This is a genomic window from Micromonospora sp. NPDC050276 (genome assembly GCF_044459545.1).
Lineage (GTDB): Bacteria > Actinomycetota > Actinomycetes > Mycobacteriales > Micromonosporaceae > Micromonospora.
This window is the reverse complement of the sequence record NZ_JBITJA010000001.1, coordinates 50,328-69,091: the sequence shown is the minus strand read 5'-3', so window position 1 is coordinate 69,091 and position 18,764 is coordinate 50,328. Positions and strand designations below refer to the sequence as shown.

Sequence of the window (18,764 nt, the reverse complement as noted above, 5' to 3'; positions counted from 1 at the left end):
GAAAGATAGCATGTTATCGATAACATGCTGAACCGCCCGCACGCCGAAAAGTCACGATCCAAGTGGCCGTTCCGCCCATTCGGCGGCCACCTCGTCCGGGTCACCGGTACGGAACAGTGGCGGCTCGTGCAGCAGGAAGTCGCGGTGGCTGATGTTCCAGGCGTACGCCCCGGCCATGGCGAAGGCCAGCACGTCACCCACGCCGATCGGCCCGGCGGTGGCCGACCGGGACAGCACGTCCTTCGGGGTGCAGAGTTGCCCGACCACGGTGACCGGCCCGCCATCGGTGCGGGGGCCGACGGCACCGCGTCGCGGGTGCACGGTGAATGGCTGCGCGTGCCCCTTCGCCGCCGGTGTGCGCAGGTGGTGGGTCCCGCCGGCCACCACCACGAACCACTCGCCGTAGGAGCGCTTCACGTCGACGACCTCGCTGAGGTACGCACCGCAGTAGGCGGTGACCGACCGGCCCGGCTCGATGCGCAGCCGCACTCCCGGATGCCGGTCCAGCACGTCCGCCAGGGCCCGGCCGTAACCCTCCCAGTCGAACCGCGCGCCCGGGTCGGTGTAGTCGACGGTCATGCCCCCGCCCACGTCGACCTCGGCGGCGCCGACCTCGGCCACCGCCCAGCGGACCACGGCGGCGGCGACCGTTGCGGCCAGCGGTGCGTCCAGGCCGCTGGCCAGGTGGGCGTGGACTCCGCGTACGTCGATGCCGGCGGGCGGACGGCGGGCGCACGCGACAGCGTCGGCCGGGTCCATGCCGAACGGGCTGGGTCCACCGCCCATGACCAGGCTCGCCCCCGGCGCGGCGACCGGCAGGTTCACGCGCAGCAGCACCGGGGCCGACCTGCCGGCGGCGGTGGCCAGCGCGCCGAGCCGCGCGAGCTCGGTGGGTGACTCGACGTGGATGCGGTGCACCCCGGCGGCGAGAGCGGCGGCGAGGTCCGCGTCGGTCTTGCCCGGCCCGGCGTACGCGGCCGGCGCCCGTCCCGGCAGCACCTCGGCGAGCCTGCGCAGCTCGCCCTGACTCGCGGCCTCGAACCCGTCGACGACCGGGGCGAGAGTCCGCAGCACACCGGGATCGGGGTTGGCCTTGACCGCGTAGAGCAGCTCGACCGGCCGGGGCAACGCCGCCCGGATGACGCGGGCCTGCGCGGCCAACGCGTCGAGGTCGTGGACGTAGACCGGTCGGGTCACCGTGGCCCACCCAGCGGGTTGGGCACCGGCACGAACGGTGCGGCCCGGTCGGCGTCGCGCCGCCAGCGGACCAGGAGGTTCGCCTTGGCCAGCAGCGATTCGCCGTTCAGCAGCGCGCGCAACTGGGGTGGATCACCGAGGTCGGCGGCCACCGCCTCGATGACGGCCCGCAGCTCCTGCCACAGCCGCCGTTCGATCCCCGGCCGCGCGTCGGCGAGGGCCGCGCTGATGCCGCCGAGGTGGTTGACGAACAGGCAGTAGACGATCCGACGGTGGGCGGCCCGGGGGTCGTAGCGGACCTGCGTCGGTACGCCATGCGGCCAGGGGTCCCACCGGTCGACGTCCAGCTTCACCCCCTCCAGGTCGCGCAGCAGCATGCGCACCGGGCGGTGGTCCCGGTCGAGCACGACGACCACGTTCTGCAGGTGCGCCTCGTGCACGACGCCGTGGCTGAGCCAGCTGCCCAGCACCGCCGGCACCAGCAACCCGACGTACGCCCGCCACCAGGTGACCGGATCCGGCGTCACCAGCGGCGCGGCGGCCAGCGCCGCCGCCAGCACCGGCACGTCCCCGGAACGCAGGTGCGGTCGTAGACCGCTGCGCAGGATCGTCCCATACGCCTCGTCCGGCCCGGGGGCGTCGACCGTGCGGTAGGTGGGCTCGGCCAGCAGCCCGACCCCGGCCGGCAGCGGCACCCGGGCCAGCAGGTCGGTCAGCGCCACCGCGCCGGTGAGTTCGTAGCGGGCGTTCTTGCGCAGGCAGTTGGTGATCCGCACGTGCAGGCTGGTCTTGACGAACAGGTCGGCCTCGGGAGCGTAGAGAGTGCGGACGCTCGCGGTCGGGCGGACCGGCACACCGGCCGCACCCAGGTCGCGCAACCGTGGGTGGGTGGGTGGGATCAGCGACAGCTGCCAGGGGTGCACCGGCAGGACGCGGTGCCCGGCCGGGGGCCGTGGCGGGTCGAGGGCCGCCACGAGCGGATCGAACGGCCCGGCCTCGGCGATCAGGTCGTCCGGCACGGCGAGCCAGTGCAGCCGGAACGACGTGCGCAGCTCCGGCGCGTACGCCCGCCAGCTGTCCGGATCACCGCTGCGCCACTTCGGGGTGGGGTGGTGCGGGTGACCGAAGACCAGCGACTGCTCGGAGTCGACGTACGCGTCGATGGCGGGTTCACCGGTGGGGGTCGGATCCTCGGCCGGCCGGTCGGCCAACAGCCGGGCCACCGTGTCCCGGCTGGCCCGGACCTGCTCAACGAACTCGTCGTTCGTCAGTCCGGTACGAGTGGTGAGTTCCGCCGCGACCAGGGCGGCCAGCCGGTCCGCGTCCAGGTCCTCCCACCGGCCGCCGTCGGTCCTCCGTTGCACCGGGCCGGTGTAACGGTGTGCACCGAGCGGCGAGACTCGCGCGACCTCGCAGCGCACCGTGACGTCGAGCTGCCGCAGCAGCAGACGGACGGCACCGTCGACCACGGCCGGGGTGCCCGGTGGCGGGGCCAGCTCGCGGAGCAGACAGCCGAAGACGGCATGGGCGGCGGCCAGGTCGGCGCGCCGACCGGTGTCGGTGGCCGGCCGGGAGCGCAGCTGCGCGCTCGTCATCGTGTCTCCCGGAGGTAGTTCGGGCCGGTACGCAGGTAGTACTTGTTGATGTCGGCGCAGCCCAGCCGCTGTTTGGGTAGCAGGGTGCCGGCGGTGAGCATCGCCTTGATGGGCAGCTGGGCGGCCCGCAGAACCCGCTCGGTGAAGGTGCGCGCCACCGGCCCGTCCCCCCACCGGTCCCGGGCGGCGGCGAGCCGGGGCACCAGCGCCTCGGCGGGCGACGGCACGGGCAGCCCTCGGGCGGCCAGGGCGAGCAGCGGCGCGGCCGCGGCCAGGTGCAGGGTGATCGTGATGAACACGTCGGCCAGCTCCTGCGGGTCGCGCGTCCACATCCGGTCGTCGTGCAGGACCAGCCCGCTCGGACCGTGCTGTCGCGGATCGAGCCGGGCGCCGTCGTTGTCCTTGTAAAGCAGCCCGACCGTGCCGTCCGGGTGCACCAGCAGCTGGATGTTCTGCGGGTGCGCCTCCAGGGCGATCCCGTGGCGCAGCCACAGGAAGACGTGCCAGTCGAGCAGCAGGTCCAGGTAGGACTCCAGCAGCGCGATGGGCCGCTGCGGGCTGATCCGTTCCAGGACCGTACGCGCGGCCGGGTCGGCGGCGGCGAGGGCCGCGACCGGCACGACGTGGACGCCGGCCAGGTCGTGCGGAAATCTGCGCAGCAGGAACCCGCGCCGCTCGTCCCCGCCGACGTGCGCCCAGGTGCTCTCGTCCGCGTGCCGGATCCGACCGGCGAAGGCGGGTTCGGTGGTGGCGATCCGATCAAGCAGCGCGGCGACGGTCGCGCCGTCGGCGAGCGAGCCCGGTTGCAGCGTGCGTCGGTTACGGGCGCCGAGGCTCGCGGTCGGCAGCGGCAGCTTGAGATGCAGGTACGGGTCATGGTCGAGTGCCACCGTCCGCATGGAGAGGGTGGGTCGCACCGGGGTCAGCGGCAGGTCGACCACCGGCAGTGCGTCGCGGGCCACCGTGATCGGATGCGCGGGCAGCAGCAGTTGATCCGGTCGGGGCGACTGCGGCCACCACGTTGGAAGCTGGCCCGCGAGCCGGACGTCCTCGGCGGGGGCGGTGTACCAGCGCAGCGCGAGGCGCGGGGCGTGCTCCGGGGCGTACCGGAGCAGTTCGTCGTCGTGGAGACCGTGCCGGCACCGGTCGGTGGGATAGACCGGGTGACCGTGGTGGGCGGCGAGCACGTCGTCCAGCAATGCCCCCGGCAGGCCGGTCGGGTTGACCGCGCGGTCGGCGGCCACCTCGGCGAACACCCGTGGCCGGTTCCGGGCGGCCAGCCGCCGGGCCCGCAGGTCGGCGCGGCACTCGGCGTCGAGGTCCCGCCAACCGGCCTCGGCCTCGGCGTTGTCACGCGGGGCGAGCAGCGTCAACAGCCCGTCCACCGTGTCCGTACGCCGGATGCCGCCGTCGTCGGCGACCAGCGCCACCATCGGCGCGGCGCTGCGGAGAACCTGCTGGAACCCGTCCGCTCGGACCGGAATGCGCAGCACCCCAGCGGGGTGCGGCACCTGCCACCAGTCGGGCCCGTCCGCTCGGCCGCTGCTGCGCAGACCGAGGTGATCCTCACGCAGCAGGGCGTCGAGCACCCGGGTGAAGACCTCCCGCTCGCAGTCGTCGCTCACTCGACGATGGTCCACTGCAGGTCGCCGCGGAGGGCGGCCAGTGCCTGCCGGACCGCGCCCTCGTCCGGACCGATCGCGTGCAGCACGGCGAGATAGTCCCGGTTCGTGCCGGTGTGCTCGGCGGTGCGGCCCGCCTCGCGCAGCGGATGGCAGCCCAGCCGGACGTCGCCACGGACGGTGTCCAGCCGCCCCGGTGCGGCGACGAGACGGCCGGACCGGTCCGCGCAGACGTACTCGACCTGGGCGTAGCGGTCGACGGTGCCGGGCAGGTCGAGGGCGGACAGCGACTCGCCGAGGTGCAGCCGGATGACGTACTCGAACAACGGCACACCGAGCAGGTCGGCGAGGATCAGGTCCATCCGGTCGCCGATGAGGCGGTAGTTCACCTCGATGAGCCGGACCCGACCGTCGGAGACGACGTACTCGGTATGGCAGGCGCCGAAGCCGACCCCGAGCGCGTCGAGCCGCGCCCGCAACTGGTCACTCGCCTGCTCGGACGGGGGTGACCAGGCGAGGCTCTCCTCGGTGAAGGTCGGTGGCGGGCCGAGACCGGTGCGCCAGCCGCCGAGGGATGCCAGCGCCGTACCGTCGCCGAGGGTCTCGAAGGTCCGCAGCTCCCCGTCGAGATACTCCTCGACCACCAGGGCCACGTCTGGTCGTCGGGCACGGATCTCGGCGACCCGGGCGGCCAGTTCCCAGTGGTCGACCACCAGGTACGCGTCCTCGCTGGCCACGCCCTCGCGGGGTTTGACCACCGCCGGAAACATCCCGGCCGGCACCTCCGGCGGAACACCCGGGTCGACGGTGACGGTGCGTACCAGATCGAGGCCCGCAGCCGCGATCGCCCGGCGGGCCGCGGCCTTGTCCTTGCAGAGACGGGCGGCGTCCGGGTCCTTGCCGGGCAGGCCGAGCTTTCGGGCGGCGATCGCGGTGGCCTCCTGGAGATGGTCGCTATTGGACAGTAGCGCCACCGGTCGGTTCGGTGCCGTCGCCGCGACCACCGCGGCCGGGTCGCGGACCGCGCACCGCGAAACCGGCACGTGCGCCGGCCATTCGGCCGGCCGGTCGGTGAGCACGGTGGCCGACAGGCCGAGCGACGCCGCCGCCGGGAGGAACCCGTCCAGGACGGCGTCGGTGGGGTTGAGCGCGGTCAGGTAGAGCCGCATACCGCCTCCGTCGACTACCACGTTGTCGCGATTAGGATAGCCTACCCTAATTAGACGGATATGGTGCGGTCTGCCCGGTGTAGCAACCCGTCGGACGGAAAGAGGGTGACCACCGCGAGCAACGTCATGCCGGCGGCGATGGCGACCGCCAGGCCGAGTCGACGGATCACGGCCGCGACGACGCCACTGACGCTGAGCAGCACGATGGACAGCGCGAAGGGCGTCATCCGCAGACCAGCGCTCCAGGCGGGATAGTCACGGACGAACTGGAGGTGCTGGGTGAGCAGGAACAACGCGCCGGTAGCGCCGAACGTGATCAGCACGACCCCGGAGATCGCGCCCACGAAGCGCCGGTCCCGGAAGAAGCGCATGTCCAGCATCGGGTGTCGGCACCGCCACGGTCAGCACGGTGTTGTCCAGCACCACGAGGAGCTGCGCGACGCACAGCACGGCCAGGACGAGCCACCGCTGGGGCAGGCGTGCCGATGGCACGGTGTCGGTGGCCGGTTGCACCGTGGTCACGCCACCGCCTTGACGCCGTCCATCGCGGGCTGGTCGACCGGCGGGCCGGCGGGACCGGGCTGCTGCGGGAACCGCCGCTGGTGGGCCAGGCCGAGAGCGACGCCGGCGGCCACCAGCACGATGGCCGCGACCGCGACCGCCGGGTAGCCGACCCGGTCGGCCGCCGCGAGACCGATGGACGCCGCCACGAACGAGCAGACCAGGCCGAACGACGACAGGACGGTGAAGTCGGTGCCGCCGGTGTCGGGCCGGGAGTAGTCCATGTTGACCGTGTAGAGGACCACGTTGGCGATGGTGTAGGCCACCATGAAGCAGCAGAGCGCGGCGACCGTCCCGCCCAGCGGCGCGCGGCCGTTCATCAGCGGCAGCAGCAACAACGTCGAGACCGTGAGCGCGACGCCGCCGACCACAAGCACGCCACCGCGCCCGAACCGCCCGATCCCGAGCCCCGCGACCAGACCGGCCACGATGGCCGGAGCGCTGGTCACGACGCCCGTGACGACCCCGATCCGACCCAACGACCACCCGGCGTCGACCAGGGCCGGCGTCACCAGGGCGTACGCCATGCCCGCGCCGACGTAGACCAGCGGCACCACACCGAACGTCCACCAGCGGCAGCCCGGCTGGCCGAACACCGACAGCAGCGCCCGGTAGGCGGCGCCGACCCGCTCCACCCGATCGGTCCGGGGAGGCTCCCGGAACCGCCACACCACGAGCAGGCCGACCGCCGTCATCGCGGCCAGCAGGCCGATCGCCGGCACCCAGCCAAACTGGTCGTAAATCAGGACACAGGCTCCGCCGCCGAGCAGGTTGCCGAGGTAGCTCGCCGCGACCTGGATGCCGTTGCCGGTCCCCCGGGCCGACTCGGCGAGCATCCGGACGGCGACGGCGTCCACGGCGATGTCCTGCGTGGCCGAGAAGAACACGTACGCGGCGCAGATCGCGATGATCGGGCCGAGCGCGTCGGCCGGGCGGGAGAACGGCAGCAGCGCCAACAGGGCGAGCACCAGGGCGCTCTGCAGCACGAGCAGCCAGGAGCGGTAGTGGCCGCGGTGCCGTGAGCCGTACCGGTCGAGGATCGGTGCCCAGAGGAACTTGACGGGCCAGATCAGGCCGACGATCTGCAAAAGCGCCAGTGTGTCCAGCGAGGTGCCGCCGTCGCGCAGGATGGCGGTGAGCCCGACGGTGATGAAGCCGACGCCGAGGTACTGGGTGACGTACAGCGCGGTCAGGGTGCCGAGCCGGCCCCTCATGCTGCTTTCCAGTAGCCGAGGGAGGTCAACCGGTCCTTGTCGACGCCCAGCGTCTTTCGGATGTGTCGGGTGATACCCCGGGTGGTGGCCGCCTCGCAGGCCACCCAGTAGTGGCCCGTGCCGCTGGTCGGCAGGGCGGCGCAAACCGTGTCGACGAGGTGTTGACCCGCGTCGCGCCGCGGCACCCAGGTGACGTCGTGGTGCGCGCGGGCCCGTGGGGCGAGCGCCTTCTCACCCTCGTGGGCGTACTCCAGCCAGACCGTCGCCGGGATGTCGGCACCGGCGTCGAGCAGGCTGTTCACCGCGGGCAGGGAGGCCGCGTCGCCGACCAGATAGAGGTGCTCGGGCGCTGGGTCGGGCAGCTCGAACGCACTGCCCTGGACGGTCGCGCCGATGGTGTCGCCGACCTGCGCGGTGGTGGCCCAGCGGGCGGCGCAGCCGTCGTGGATGGCGAATTCGAGGGTGAAGCGGCCGGTCGTCGGGTCGGGGTCCACCAGCGTGTACGCGCGCTGGTGTGCCCGGCCGTCGTTGTCGAACCACAGCCGGATCCACATCGTGGGGTGCACCCCGCACGTCTCCAGCAGGCCGCCCCCATCCAGGAGAAGCCGCTGGTAGTGCCCGTCGATTGACTCGGTGCTCAGCACGGTCAACCGAAAGTCCCGGCCTCCCATGGCCTTGAGGACCAGGGCCTCCCAGTTCCGTTTCACGCACCCCTCCAGGTAAGGTCATCCTTGGTTAGGGGAGGTTAACCTAAGTTGCGCCCCGGATGGAACAGAGGACAGCGCCCGATGACGTACCTGGAGAAGATCGCCGGTCTCGGTGAGTTGTCGTTGGTGACCGTGGACCCCGACCGGGACGCCGCGCTCCTACACGGCTGGGTGACCCTCCCCCGCAACTCCTTCTGGGGCATGGGTTCACACACCCTCGAAGAGGTACGCGAGATCTACGCCTTCGTCGACAGCCTGTCGACGCATCACGCGTACGTGATCATGCTGGACGAGGAGCCGGTCGGCCTGTTCCAGACCTACCAGCCCGAGGCGGACCCGGTCGGCGAGCGCTACCCCGTGCAGCCTGGTGACGTCGGGATGCACCTGCTGCTCAGCCCCGACCGACGCCTCGCCCGCAGCCTCACCAACGTGGTCGCCCCGGCCCTCGTCCGCTTCCTGTTCCGCGACCCGACGGCACAGCGGATCGTGGTCGAGCCGGACGTCCGCAACCACCTCGCCCTGCGTCGCTTGGAGATCGAGGGCTTCACCTTCGACTCGGAGATCGACATGCCGGACAAGCGGGCCCAACTCGCGTTCCTGACGCGTGCCCGCTTCGCGGAGCGACACCCGCCGACGGCCTGACCATCGGGACACCGGGCGGGCGTCGGCGTGCAGGTCAGACGTCCGCATGGCCGGGTCTTCCGGGCGGCATGCTCAGTCGACCGGTGCAGCCGTGGCCCGTGGGCCGGGTGTCGAGTTGGTCGATCAGTGCAGCGCACCCTCGTTCATCGGGATCAGCAGTTGGACGAATGCATCGTCGGTGCTGTTGAGCACCACCGGCGCGGTTGGCAGCGCGGCGACCGACCGGGCCGCGGGCGATGGGACCGCCGGTGGTTGGTCGGTGCGGCACGGTCTGCTCGTCCATCCGATCGCCCTGCTCAACGCGCAGCCTGGAACGCCCGGCCGACCAGGGTCGCGTCGGTCCCGTTGCTGAACAGCCCAGACCGGTCCTTGTCCGTGGCCGGCAGGCCGAACCAGGCGTAGCGCTGCAGGTAGGAGAGTTGGCCGAGCATGGTGGTGGCCGCCGTGAGGAAGGCGGCCTGCTGCTCCTGACTGGGAAACTGCGAACCACCGCCGTCGAAGCGGATGAGCGCGAACTCGGTGAGCCAGATCGGCTTCCGGTACCGCTGGTAGACCGCCTGCAGGTACTGCCGGAGCTGGTCCACCGCGGTGGCGGTCGTGAAGTCGGCGCCGAACCAGTGCAGCGTGATGAAGTCCACCCGGTGACCGCGTGCCTGGGCACCGGTCATGAACCTGTCCAGCCAGCCCTGGGGGTCCGGCGCGCCCCAGGCAACGGCCGGGCTGCCCAGCTTGCTGCCCGTCGCCATCAACTGCGGCCACAGGTCCAACGCCTGCTCGACGGTCATGTTCGCCTGCTCGGGCAGGTCCGGCTCGTTGAAGGTGAGTAGGTACGGGCCGGCCGCCTTGGCCTGGGCCAGCTCCGTCGCGGTGACATTCTCCGCGCTGCGGATCATAGGCACGAAGGTCGTACCGCGCGGAGTGCTGATCCCCGGGTGCTGGGTGCCCCAGGTGTAGTACCAGTTGGCCCGGGAAGTCGCCAACGCCTGACTGGCCCCGGCGAAGTTCCACACTCCGACGCCTTTGCGCCCGGAGCTGGCCGCTGGCGCGACCGGCGCTTTCGAGGAGGGCCGCGCGCTCGGCGTGGGCGCGACGCTCCGGGAGGCGGCGGCGGTGGGCGGTGCGGACGGCGGCGCAGCCCACGAGGGCGCGGACGGATCGTCCGGCAGGATCACCACCGCCATGGTGATGGCCAGGACGGCGGCAGCCACACCGGCCGCGAGAGATGGCACGAGGCCACGGGGGCGGTGCACCGCCAGGTCGGCGATACTCGGGCCGCCGCCGGCATCGGTGGGCACTCCGCCGGACGGGGTCGGCCCGGCCGCGGGCCCGGCCGGCGGGCTCGGTGGCCCGACGACGTGCGCGGCGGCAGCGGACGCGGTCGCGTTCGGCAACTGGGCGCTGAGGCCCGCCGGCAGGGGCAACAACGGCAGGCCAGCGAGCAGCCGGTCGATCGGCAGCAGGGTGGTGCCCAGTCGACCGCAGAACGCGCAGTCGCGGACGTGCCGAACCAGTCGCTTGCGCCACAGCGAACTGGGAGTGCCGTCCCACTCGGCGGTCACGGCGCGCAGGTCCGGACAGCCGGGGCGGGCGCGGAGCGCGCGTACGACGCCGCGAGCGCTCTGGATCTGCTCCTTCATCCGATGGATCCGCACTGCGACGTGCCCGGGGGACAACCCGAGCGCGTCGGCGACCTCATTCCGGTCGATCTCGCCGGTCTCCTCCAGCCACCACAGCGAGAGCAGTTCCTGGTCGTCCGGGTCGAGCCAGCGGGTCGCCTCGGCGACCTCACGCCGTTGGTCGGTGAGACCGAGCCGGAGAATGGTCATGCCCGCGAAGTCGGAGGCGGGGTCGGGCACGTTGTGGATCGCGTCGAGCCCGGCGTCGCGGTTGAGCGCGACGCGTCGACGCGTCTCCCAGTCCCGCACCTGGCGGATCGTGATCGCCACCAGCCAGGACCGGTATGCCGCCGGGTCGTTGAGCGCGGGCAGGTACCGGATCACCCGTACCAACGTCTCCTGGACCACGTCGTCGACGTCGGCGTGCCCGCGCAGCGCGCGCCCGACGATGTTGTAGACCAGCGGGAGCGAGGCCGCGACGACGTCGTCGAGAGCGCGCTGGTCGCCCTGCCGGGCCGCGACGACCAACCCGACATCGGGCAGTGCTCGACCGGCTGACGACATGAATTTCACTCCTTGGGTGCTCATCCGCGCGGTGCCCACGCTGGCTGCGCTGACCGCCCTCAAGATCGGAGACTCGCGGCAGCGGGTGGGATTACAGAATTCCCGGGCGGCCGGTTCGCCACAAGCGACGCGGGTCCGTCAGCGGCGCATACGAAGTGGCGGCGCCGGGTATGGTGCGGGGTGTCGGTGTCGCCGGGCGCGCTCGCCCGTGCACAGGACACCCGCATTCGGGCGCCAGCGTGTGCGCCGAAGCGTCACCAGGTCGCACGGCCAACGTTGCCGAGGCCCCAGACGCACCCCTCTCGTAGAGACAGGATCCCTGCATGACATCGAACGACAGCGGTCGACCTGCCCTGTTCCTCGCCACGTCGAACGGTGACGGGCTGGACGGGCCGGCGGTGACCTTCGACAGCAGCGAGGAGGCCATGCGGCGACTGCGCCACCCGTTCGCGGTGAGACCTGCCCAGCCGGCCCCGGCCGCTGTCGAGGCGCCGGATCGGCGCGGCTGATCCGAGCGCAACTGCCTCTCGTCGGGCGACACACAACCTGCCCTGGTTCATACTTTCGGCTAGTAAATAGTCGGTCTTTCGGGTAGTGTCCGGGTCATCAAGTGAACGACATGACGCGGTGGCAAGGCCCGTGCTCGTGGCTTTGCGACAGCGCGCTTTCGCCCGTACGTGCGCCCCGGCGGTAGCCGGTTCGGAGACTCTTCCGGTCGACTCGATCGACGGGCCTGCGGGAAGGACCACCCAGATGGCCACCATCGTCGACGACGCGACCAGCACCCGCACCGATCAGCGCAGCAGCGACCAGAGCCCGGATGAGCTCCTCGCCGCCATGGCGTCAACCCCGGCGGACGACGCCCGCCGCCCAGCACTGCGGGCCCGCGTCATCGAGGCGTGGATGCCGCTGGCCCGGCACCTGGCGCGCCGCTACGGCGGTCGCGGTGCACCCGACGACGACCTGGCCCAGACCGCCTTCGTCGGGCTCATCAAGGCCGTGGACAACTTCGACCACAGCCGAGGCGTCGACTTCAGCGGGTACGCCATTCCCACCATCATCGGCGAGATCAAGCGATACTTCCGGGACCGCACCTGGGCGGTGCGCGTGCCCCGCCGCCTCCAGGAGCTGCGACTGTCGATCAGCGCGGCGAACAGCGCCCTGACCCAGACCCTCGGCCGCTCGCCGACCGTCGCCGACATCGCCTCCCACCTCGAGGTGTCCGAGGAAACCGTGCTGGAAGGGCTGGAGGGGCACGCGCCTACCGGGCCACGTCGCTGTCCACCCCGACCGGGGTCGACGGCACTCGGGAACTCGGGGACACCCTCGGCGACGACGACCACGAAATCGACCTCGTCGAGATCCGCGTCGCCCTCGGCCCGGCCCTCGCCACGCTGCCGGAACGCGAACGCCAGATCCTGAGTCTCCGCTTCCACGGCAACCTCACCCAGGCCCAGATCGCCGACCGGATCGGAGTCTCGCAGATGCACGTGTCCCGGCTGATCACCCGATCGCTGGCCGCGCTGCGCCAGCAGCTCAGCGACGACATCGCCGCCTGAACCCGATCAGAGTTGGACGACGTGGCCCACCCGTGGCGGCGTACGACCGGCGAGAACGTCGAGCCACGCGTGTTGGAGGGCGGTTGGCCCGGCGCCCACCCGAACGTCGAGCCACCCGCTCACGACGTCCGCGAAGCGTTGCCAGGCTTCGGTGAACCGCTGATCGAGCCCGTCACGGCCCCAGTCGTGGCTGCGCTTGCGCATCTGCACCGGCGCGAAGAACACCTCCTCCGCCGCGTCGGCGTTCGGCGTCTGGTTGGTCAGCCCGACCGCGATGTCCCGGACGAGCCGGTCACCGAGGCGTCGACGCAGGGCGACCCGGGTCGAGGGCGCGCCGGACAGGTCGAGGTAGACGGTCGGGACCAGGTCGAGGGCGTCAACGTCGTCGTACGACACGACCTCGTCGTAGCAGCCGAGCGACCGGGTGAAGGCCAGGTTGCCGGGTGAGGTGAGCCCGACCAGGCGGGGCCCTCGGCGGTGCAGCTCGAACGCGGCGGCGTACGCGGTCTTGCTCGACGCCGACGACACCACCAGCGCCTCGGCACCGTAGAAGTCGTTGTCGACGACCTGGTCGGCCAGCATGAACGAAGTGAAGAAGAGCGGCCGGAACAGGATCAGCAGGTCCTCCTGGTCGCGCTGGTACGCCGGGTCGCCGGTGGTCGACCGGTACGCGTTGTACGGCGACGGCAAGTCGGCCCGGTGCGGGCTCGCGTCGCGGAACCCGGACGCGTCCACCCGGTCCGGCCGCACCAGGAGGTGACCGGCGGGTGGCAGGTAACCGTAGATCCGTTGCCCCACCTCGACTCCCGCCACCGCCGAGGCGACCACCTCGGCGAAGCCCCAGAGCGGCGGCAGGCCCCACTGCGGCCCGAGCCCCTGGGCCGCCGGTGGAAAGAACTGCCAGTAGCGCATCGAGTCGCCGAGCACCGCGTAGGTCACGTTGTTGGCGGTCAGGCCGACCCGGTCCACCCGCAACAGCGCCTCACCACCGGCCACGGCTGGGGTGCGGCCATCGACCAGCGTGGTCTGCCCGAGGTCGTCACGTGCCACCGCGAAGGTCCATGAGTCAGCCATGAGGTGACGCTAGACAGCTCCACAATCGGAGACAAGTGCACTGCGAGTGCAAAGTCCCACTGCGCGATCGGGATCGCCGGCGGGGCGGGGTGGGGCTGCGCGCGGGGTCAGGGTCGGGTCGCGGCGAGGTCGCGGAGGTGCGCGAGCGGCAGGTGCGGCGGCCGCCACTCCACGAAGAGGGCCGTCGCGTCGTCCTCAAGCTGGTCGTCCTGGTAGCCGACCACCGCGCGGACCAGGCGACGCATCGTCTCCGGGCTGGGCAACCCGTCGTTGAGAGCACGGTTGACGAAGTCGACGAGCCGGTCCACCCCGAACTGCTCTCCCTCCTCGCTACGGGCGTCGGTGATGCCATCGGTGTAACCGAGGATGCGATCACCGGGGTGCAGATTCTCCACGTGCACCCGCGGTCGGCGAGGCGACAGGTGTCCCAGGCCGAGCGGCAACATGGTCGGCCCCGGAAGCTCCCGAACGGCCTTGCCGTCCCGCAGCAACATCGCACCGGGATGCCCCGCGTTGATCATGCTGAGCTGGCCGGTCCGGCGGTCCAACTCGATGAGCAACCCGGTCGCGAAGAAGTTCGGGTGCTCGGAGCGTACCCACCGGTCGATGCTGATCGCCGTGTCGACCAGGTCGAGGCCACATCGACGAGCGTTGCGGTACGCGCTGACCACCAGCGAGGCCAGGGTGCTCGCCTTGATGCCGTGCCCACAGGTGTCGAAGAGCCCGACGCTGAGCACGTCGTCGTTCAACGCGTAGTCGAAGATGTCACCGCCCACGTCGTAACACGGTTCGAGGATGGCGGTGACCACCAGGTCGTCGGTGGCAAAGGTCAGCGGTGGCAGCAGGCCCCACACGATCTCGGCCGCGACCTGCATCGGCATCCGCCGCCGCATCCGCTCGACGACGTCACCGTAGAGCCGGCGGTTGACCAGAATCTGGGCGACGTTGACCGCCACCTCCCAGGCCGGACCGTCCATCGCCTGGTCGGCGGCGGCCGGCGAGACGATCTCCAGTACGCCCATCCGCTCACACCCGAGCAGCAGCGGCACCCACACCCGGTCCGGGTTGTCGGGGGCACGCTGGATGTCGAGGGTGGTGAAGGCGCGACCGGCGAGGGTCGTCTCGATCGGCAACTCATCCCGGGCGAGACCCGCGCCGAGCAGTGGCACGAGGAGGGACTGCGTGTAGTCGGCCAGAAAGATCACGATCTCGCTGGCGTCGATGGCGGGAGCCGCACGGGCGACCAGCTGCGCCACCTCGTCCGGCCCACCCTGGGGCGCGTTGAGCTGTAACCAACGCACCACGTCGCCGACGTCGACCACGCCCCACCTCCCCCTGTCCTCCCGGATCGCGGGAGTACGTAGTGCGAGCGGTGAGGCTACCTCGCCCCGCCGCGCTCCTCGCCTGCCGACGGCCTGCACCTGACCGGCCGGCCACCCTTCAGCCCCGGCAACACCGCGCCCGGTTTCCCGCCCGGCATCGTCCGGCCGCCGGGGCAGCACCACCGGAGCTCACGCGTCCTGGCTGCCCGATGTTGGTGCCTCGACCATCGCGGTGAGGAGCGCGGGCAGCGGCACGGTGGCGAAACCCACCCGCGCGTCACTAGCCCCGTACGGCAACCACAGCTCGCCGTCGTGCACGAGCGCTCCGCAGGAGTAGACGACGTTCGGTACGTACCCGTCCCGGTCGTCCCCGTCGGGCGCGAGAAGTGCTCCCGGCAGGTGCGCGACGACCCGCTCCGGTCGGTGCAGGTCGAGCAGGAGCGCACCGATCGCGTACCGACGCATCGGCCCGACGCCGTGGGTGAGCACGAGCCAGCCGACGTCGGTCTCGATCGGTGCGCCGCAGTTGCCGACCTGGATCAGCTCCCAACTCTCACCTGGCGCGTGCAACGGGGCCGGGGCCTGCCAGCGGTTCTCGCCATCCAGGGTGGTCAGGCCGATGGTCTCGCCGTCGGCACGGCACAGTGCCAGGTGCCGGCCGCCGACGGTACGCGGAAACAGTGCCAGACCCTTGTTCCGGGCACCCGGCCCGCGCATCGGGGTCATCTCGAAGCTCCGCAGGTCGCCACTGGCCAGCGCACGGGTGGCGATGTTGTGGCCGTCGTAGGCGGTGTAGGTGGCCCGGTACACCGGCCCGGCGTCATCGACAAAGCGGACGAACCGCGCGTCCTCCATGCCGTTGCTCTCCGCCGGGGTGGCTGGCCAGAGCACCCGTTGGTGCAGGACGGTGTCGGCGGGGAAGGCCGTGGCGTAGCTACCAGCGTTGGTACGACGCAGTTGTTCGACGGTCCCCAACCCGGTGCTGCGGGAGAGCAGATCGAGTGGCAGGGTGCCGAGCACCCGCTCGAAGAGCGCCTCGTCGTACCACTCGGGCAACGCGTCCAGCACGGTGGCCGTGACCTCGTTGTCGCAGTCCTCCTCGGCCAGGCCGGCGACGAGCAGGTCCCGGCGGTGCCGTACGCCGGTCCGCTGCCCGACGGCCAACGGACCGGTCCGATCGGCGACCATGAGCTGTTCCCCGGGTCCGACGATCGCGGTGGCGAAGCCGATCGAGGACACGTGCCCCTCCCCGACCTGGCGCAGGCTGACCGCGACCCGCAGCTGCCCGGTGCCGAGATCGGTCTGGTCTGGATGGGCCACCATGGACGGATTGCACAGGGCGGCGGCCTCGACGGCGTACTCGTGACTGAAGTAGGCACCGACCAGCAGTCGGCTGGCCGGTGAGAGGTCCGAAGCCCGTGCGGCCCGGTGCCGGACCAGGTCGTAGTGGTGGTGGAAGGTGCCGGCCAGGTCTCGGTGCCGGGCGCCGAACCGGTCGAAGGTGTCCCGCAGCAGCCGGCCGGTCTCCTCGTCGTCGAGGTGCGCGACCCGGTCGATGAGCGCCTGCGCGCGGGTGCGTACCACCGCGGCGTCCTCACCGGGAACAAAGAGCTTGACGATGACGCGGCGGGGATCCGAGGTGAGGGTGACGTCCTGCCGGACGGCCAGACTCCGGGTCACGACCACCGCCGGGCGTGCTGCAGGGTGGAGATGAGCGCAAGGGTCGACTCGGCGCCCTGATTGAGGTTGGGGCCGTGCGCGGTCAACCCGTCGTAGCCGCCGCCGGTCGCCGGATCCCACATCGGCGTACCCAGGTCGTTGTCGCCGAGGAACCACCCGACCGCCTGCCGCACCCCGTTGTCCCACTCGGGATCCCCGGTGACCGTGGCCGCCGTGGCGCAGGCATCCGCGAAGGCGGCGACCTCGATCGGTTGCTGGTCGTAACGCGGTCGCGGAGCGCCGCGCCGCCATCCTCCGGCTGGTACCACCGACAACCGCCCGGCGCGGAGCTGGACCTCGCCGAGCCAGGTCAACATTCGCAGACCGTCATCGAGAGGTGGGCCACCCTCGCGTAGCTGACTCGCGGCGATGACCACTTCGGCCAGGGCGCCGTTGGCGTACGTCAGTTCCTGCCGAGGCCACGGCCACGCCGGATCGGAGGCTGGAGGGCCGATCGTGCTGGCCGCGTCCGCCAACAGGGACGCGGCGGCGAGATGGCTCGGGTGACGACGGAGCACCTCGGCCGCGCCCAAGCCGGCGAAGGCCATCGTGTGCGGGGCCCTGGTCCGCCGGGTGGCACCCCGGCCGAAGGCGACCAGCGCCTCCTCCCGTACCCATGGGGCGGGGCTGCGGGCGACGGCCGTGCCCAGGCCCCACAGTGCCCGGCCCCACCAGTCGCCGAGCCCCGGTTCGTCAGCCCAATGCCGGTCGTGTCCGAGTCGGTTGTGGAAGGCGCCCCCGGCGTCCTGTGCGTGGGTCAGGAACGCGAGGTAACGCTCGGCGAGCCGGAGCAGTTCTTCGGTCGGCTCCGGTTCTCGGCTGATGACGACCAGGCCACGGGCCACGTCGTCGGTGCAGTAACCGTGCTCACGACGGGCGATGGCGTGCCGTGCGTGCTCGAACAGAGCGGTGTCGTCGCTCAGCCGCACCAAATGCCCGAAGGGCGGCTCGGGTGCCGTCACCCAGCGCCCACCTGTCGATGTCCAGGGACGGCCGGTGGTCGCCGTCATGCCGACACGGCACTGACGGCGGGCGAGCGCGCCGCGGTGAGCTGGTTGGCGAGGGTGCCGTAGCGGGCCGCCACCGCCGGCCAGAGCAGGTTCGGCGCCAGTGGGCGAACCCGGCCGGCCAGCCGGGCGGCCAGGCCCGGTTCGGTGAGGACCCGCCGGATCGCCTTGGCCAGCGCCGCCGGATTCTGATGGGGTACGACCAGACCCGGCCCACCGGTCAACAGCTCGACGGCATGTGGGAACGCCGTCGCCACGACCGGCACCCCGGCAGTCACCGCTTCGATGAGTACGCCGGACGTGACCTGCTCCTGGGAGTCGTAGGGCAGGACGACCACGTCGGCGGAGCGGATGAGCCGGCCCAGTGCTTCCTGGTCGAGGTAGACGTCCTGGTAGTCGACGGTGTGCGCAATGCCCAGCTGGGCGCCGAGCTGGTGCAGTCCGGCCCGGTACGTCTCACCGTTGTGCTCGATCACCTTCGGGTGGGTCCGCCCCGCCACCGTGTAGGTCGGCGTCGGTTCCAAATCCTGCAACCGCGCGAGGGCTCGCAGCGACCACTCGACACCCTTGCCGGGACCGATGAGCCCCCAGGTCAGCAGGTGCGGCCGGGTACGCCGGTCGACGGGTACGCCGGCCAGCTCGGCGGCGCCGTGCGGGATGACCGGCACCTTGCCTGGCGGCACGGCATACCCGACGAGCAGCCGGTCGCGGGCGGTGTCGCTCATCGTGACGACCGCCCCGGCGGTGGCCACGATCCGCTCCAACAGGGACTTCTGCCGGGCGGTGGGCTGGCGGAGCACGGTGTGCAACACCACGATGCTCGGCACGGTGAGCCGCCGCAGCAACGGCAGGACCTCCTCGCCGTCGGTTCCGGGGTAGATGCCGTACTCGTGCTGCACGATCGCCACGTCGTAGGCGTTCAGGGCGGCTGCGGCCTCTCGCCAGCCGGCCAGTGAGCTCATCGACCAGGTGTGCACGACCCCGGGCACCGGCCGCTGGTCGTCGCCCCGGTCGGTGACCCGGACAATCCCCCCGCGGGTGCCGTCGATGGTCAGCTCTGCGGCGAGCGCGGCGTTGAACGTGGCCAGTCCGCACCGGGTCGGTGGGTGGGTGCTGAGAAATCCGTAGCTGGGCATGAACGTCGGGCCTTCCGGTTGTCGGCCACCTCCGGGACACGGAAGTGAGCCTCACGCGAG

Annotated in this window: 15 protein-coding genes and 2 pseudogenes; 3 read left to right on the top strand and 14 right to left on the bottom strand. The window is 71.7% G+C overall.

What is annotated here, in order from left to right; translation table 11 throughout:
- Positions 1-51: 51 nt before the first annotated feature.
- The 7 genes and pseudogenes from ACIBF8_RS00320 to ACIBF8_RS00290 all read right to left on the bottom strand — a co-directional run bounded on the left by ACIBF8_RS00320 (position 52) and on the right by ACIBF8_RS00290 (position 8,065).
- Positions 52-1,197: an alanine racemase gene (locus ACIBF8_RS00320; protein ID WP_396780157.1), complete on the bottom strand. Its 1,146-nt coding sequence runs from the start codon at positions 1,195-1,197 to the stop codon at positions 52-54.
- Positions 1,194-2,792 carry an IucA/IucC family protein gene (locus ACIBF8_RS00315; protein ID WP_396780156.1) on the bottom strand — a complete coding sequence of 533 codons (1,599 nt, stop codon included), beginning with the start codon at positions 2,790-2,792 and terminating at the stop codon, positions 1,194-1,196. The genes ACIBF8_RS00320 and ACIBF8_RS00315 overlap by 4 nt, the downstream gene beginning before the upstream one ends.
- Positions 2,789-4,417: an IucA/IucC family protein gene (locus ACIBF8_RS00310; protein ID WP_396780155.1), complete on the bottom strand. Its 1,629-nt coding sequence runs from the start codon at positions 4,415-4,417 to the stop codon at positions 2,789-2,791. Before ACIBF8_RS00310 ends, ACIBF8_RS00315 begins: the two co-directional genes overlap by 4 nt.
- Positions 4,414-5,583 carry an acetyl-CoA carboxylase biotin carboxylase subunit family protein gene (locus ACIBF8_RS00305; protein ID WP_396780154.1) on the bottom strand — a complete coding sequence of 390 codons (1,170 nt, stop codon included), beginning with the start codon at positions 5,581-5,583 and terminating at the stop codon, positions 4,414-4,416. The genes ACIBF8_RS00310 and ACIBF8_RS00305 overlap by 4 nt, the downstream gene beginning before the upstream one ends.
- A gap of 86 nt (positions 5,584-5,669) precedes the next feature.
- Positions 5,670-5,978, bottom strand: a pseudogene (locus tag ACIBF8_RS00300) (MFS transporter); the annotation flags it as partial.
- Positions 5,979-6,101: 123 nt separating this feature from the next.
- Entirely contained in the window at positions 6,102-7,358 is a 1,257-nt protein-coding gene (locus tag ACIBF8_RS00295; RefSeq protein ID WP_396780153.1) for an MFS transporter, read from the bottom strand.
- Positions 7,355-8,065, bottom strand: a complete 711-nt coding sequence (locus tag ACIBF8_RS00290) for a siderophore-interacting protein (RefSeq protein ID WP_396780152.1) — start codon at positions 8,063-8,065, stop codon at positions 7,355-7,357. Before ACIBF8_RS00290 ends, ACIBF8_RS00295 begins: the two co-directional genes overlap by 4 nt.
- Before the next feature lie 81 nt (positions 8,066-8,146).
- Between ACIBF8_RS00290 and ACIBF8_RS00285 the strand changes: the two genes are divergently transcribed.
- Positions 8,147-8,707: a GNAT family N-acetyltransferase gene (locus tag ACIBF8_RS00285; protein ID WP_396780151.1), complete on the top strand. Its 561-nt coding sequence runs from the start codon at positions 8,147-8,149 to the stop codon at positions 8,705-8,707.
- Between the two features lie 123 nt (positions 8,708-8,830).
- Here the strand turns inward: ACIBF8_RS00285 and ACIBF8_RS00280 are convergent, their stop codons facing one another.
- Entirely contained in the window at positions 8,831-9,007 is a 177-nt protein-coding gene (locus ACIBF8_RS00280) for a hypothetical protein (protein ID WP_396780150.1), read from the bottom strand.
- Positions 9,004-10,887 carry a sigma-70 family RNA polymerase sigma factor gene (locus ACIBF8_RS00275; protein WP_396780149.1) on the bottom strand — a complete coding sequence of 628 codons (1,884 nt, stop codon included), beginning with the start codon at positions 10,885-10,887 and terminating at the stop codon, positions 9,004-9,006. Before ACIBF8_RS00275 ends, ACIBF8_RS00280 begins: the two co-directional genes overlap by 4 nt.
- Positions 10,888-11,210: 323 nt before the next feature.
- Here ACIBF8_RS00275 and ACIBF8_RS00270 point away from each other — a divergent pair, with 323 nt between their 5' ends.
- Both ACIBF8_RS00270 and ACIBF8_RS00265 read left to right on the top strand, forming a co-directional pair.
- On the top strand, positions 11,211-11,396 hold the full coding sequence (locus ACIBF8_RS00270; protein ID WP_396780148.1) for a hypothetical protein: 186 nt from the start codon (positions 11,211-11,213) through the stop codon (positions 11,394-11,396).
- Positions 11,397-11,724: 328 nt separating this feature from the next.
- A pseudogene (locus tag ACIBF8_RS00265) lies at positions 11,725-12,446 on the top strand (SigB/SigF/SigG family RNA polymerase sigma factor).
- A 6-nt stretch (positions 12,447-12,452) separates the two neighbouring features.
- Here ACIBF8_RS00265 and ACIBF8_RS00260 read toward each other — a convergent pair.
- The 5 genes from ACIBF8_RS00260 to ACIBF8_RS00240 form a co-directional block, all read right to left on the bottom strand.
- Entirely contained in the window at positions 12,453-13,520 is a 1,068-nt protein-coding gene (locus ACIBF8_RS00260; RefSeq protein WP_396780147.1) for a DUF2855 family protein, read from the bottom strand.
- A gap of 107 nt (positions 13,521-13,627) precedes the next feature.
- On the bottom strand, positions 13,628-14,842 hold the full coding sequence (locus tag ACIBF8_RS00255) for a PP2C family protein-serine/threonine phosphatase (protein WP_396780146.1): 1,215 nt from the start codon (positions 14,840-14,842) through the stop codon (positions 13,628-13,630).
- A gap of 189 nt (positions 14,843-15,031) precedes the next feature.
- The gene (locus tag ACIBF8_RS00250; protein WP_396780145.1) at positions 15,032-16,522 is read right to left on the bottom strand and encodes a glycoside hydrolase family 130 protein; all 1,491 of its coding nucleotides are present in this window, start codon (positions 16,520-16,522) and stop codon (positions 15,032-15,034) included.
- The gene (locus ACIBF8_RS00245; protein ID WP_396780144.1) at positions 16,519-17,571 is read right to left on the bottom strand and encodes a glycosyltransferase; all 1,053 of its coding nucleotides are present in this window, start codon (positions 17,569-17,571) and stop codon (positions 16,519-16,521) included. Before ACIBF8_RS00245 ends, ACIBF8_RS00250 begins: the two co-directional genes overlap by 4 nt.
- Positions 17,568-18,704: a glycosyltransferase gene (locus ACIBF8_RS00240; protein WP_396780143.1), complete on the bottom strand. Its 1,137-nt coding sequence runs from the start codon at positions 18,702-18,704 to the stop codon at positions 17,568-17,570. Before ACIBF8_RS00240 ends, ACIBF8_RS00245 begins: the two co-directional genes overlap by 4 nt.
- Positions 18,705-18,764 lie beyond the last annotated feature (60 nt).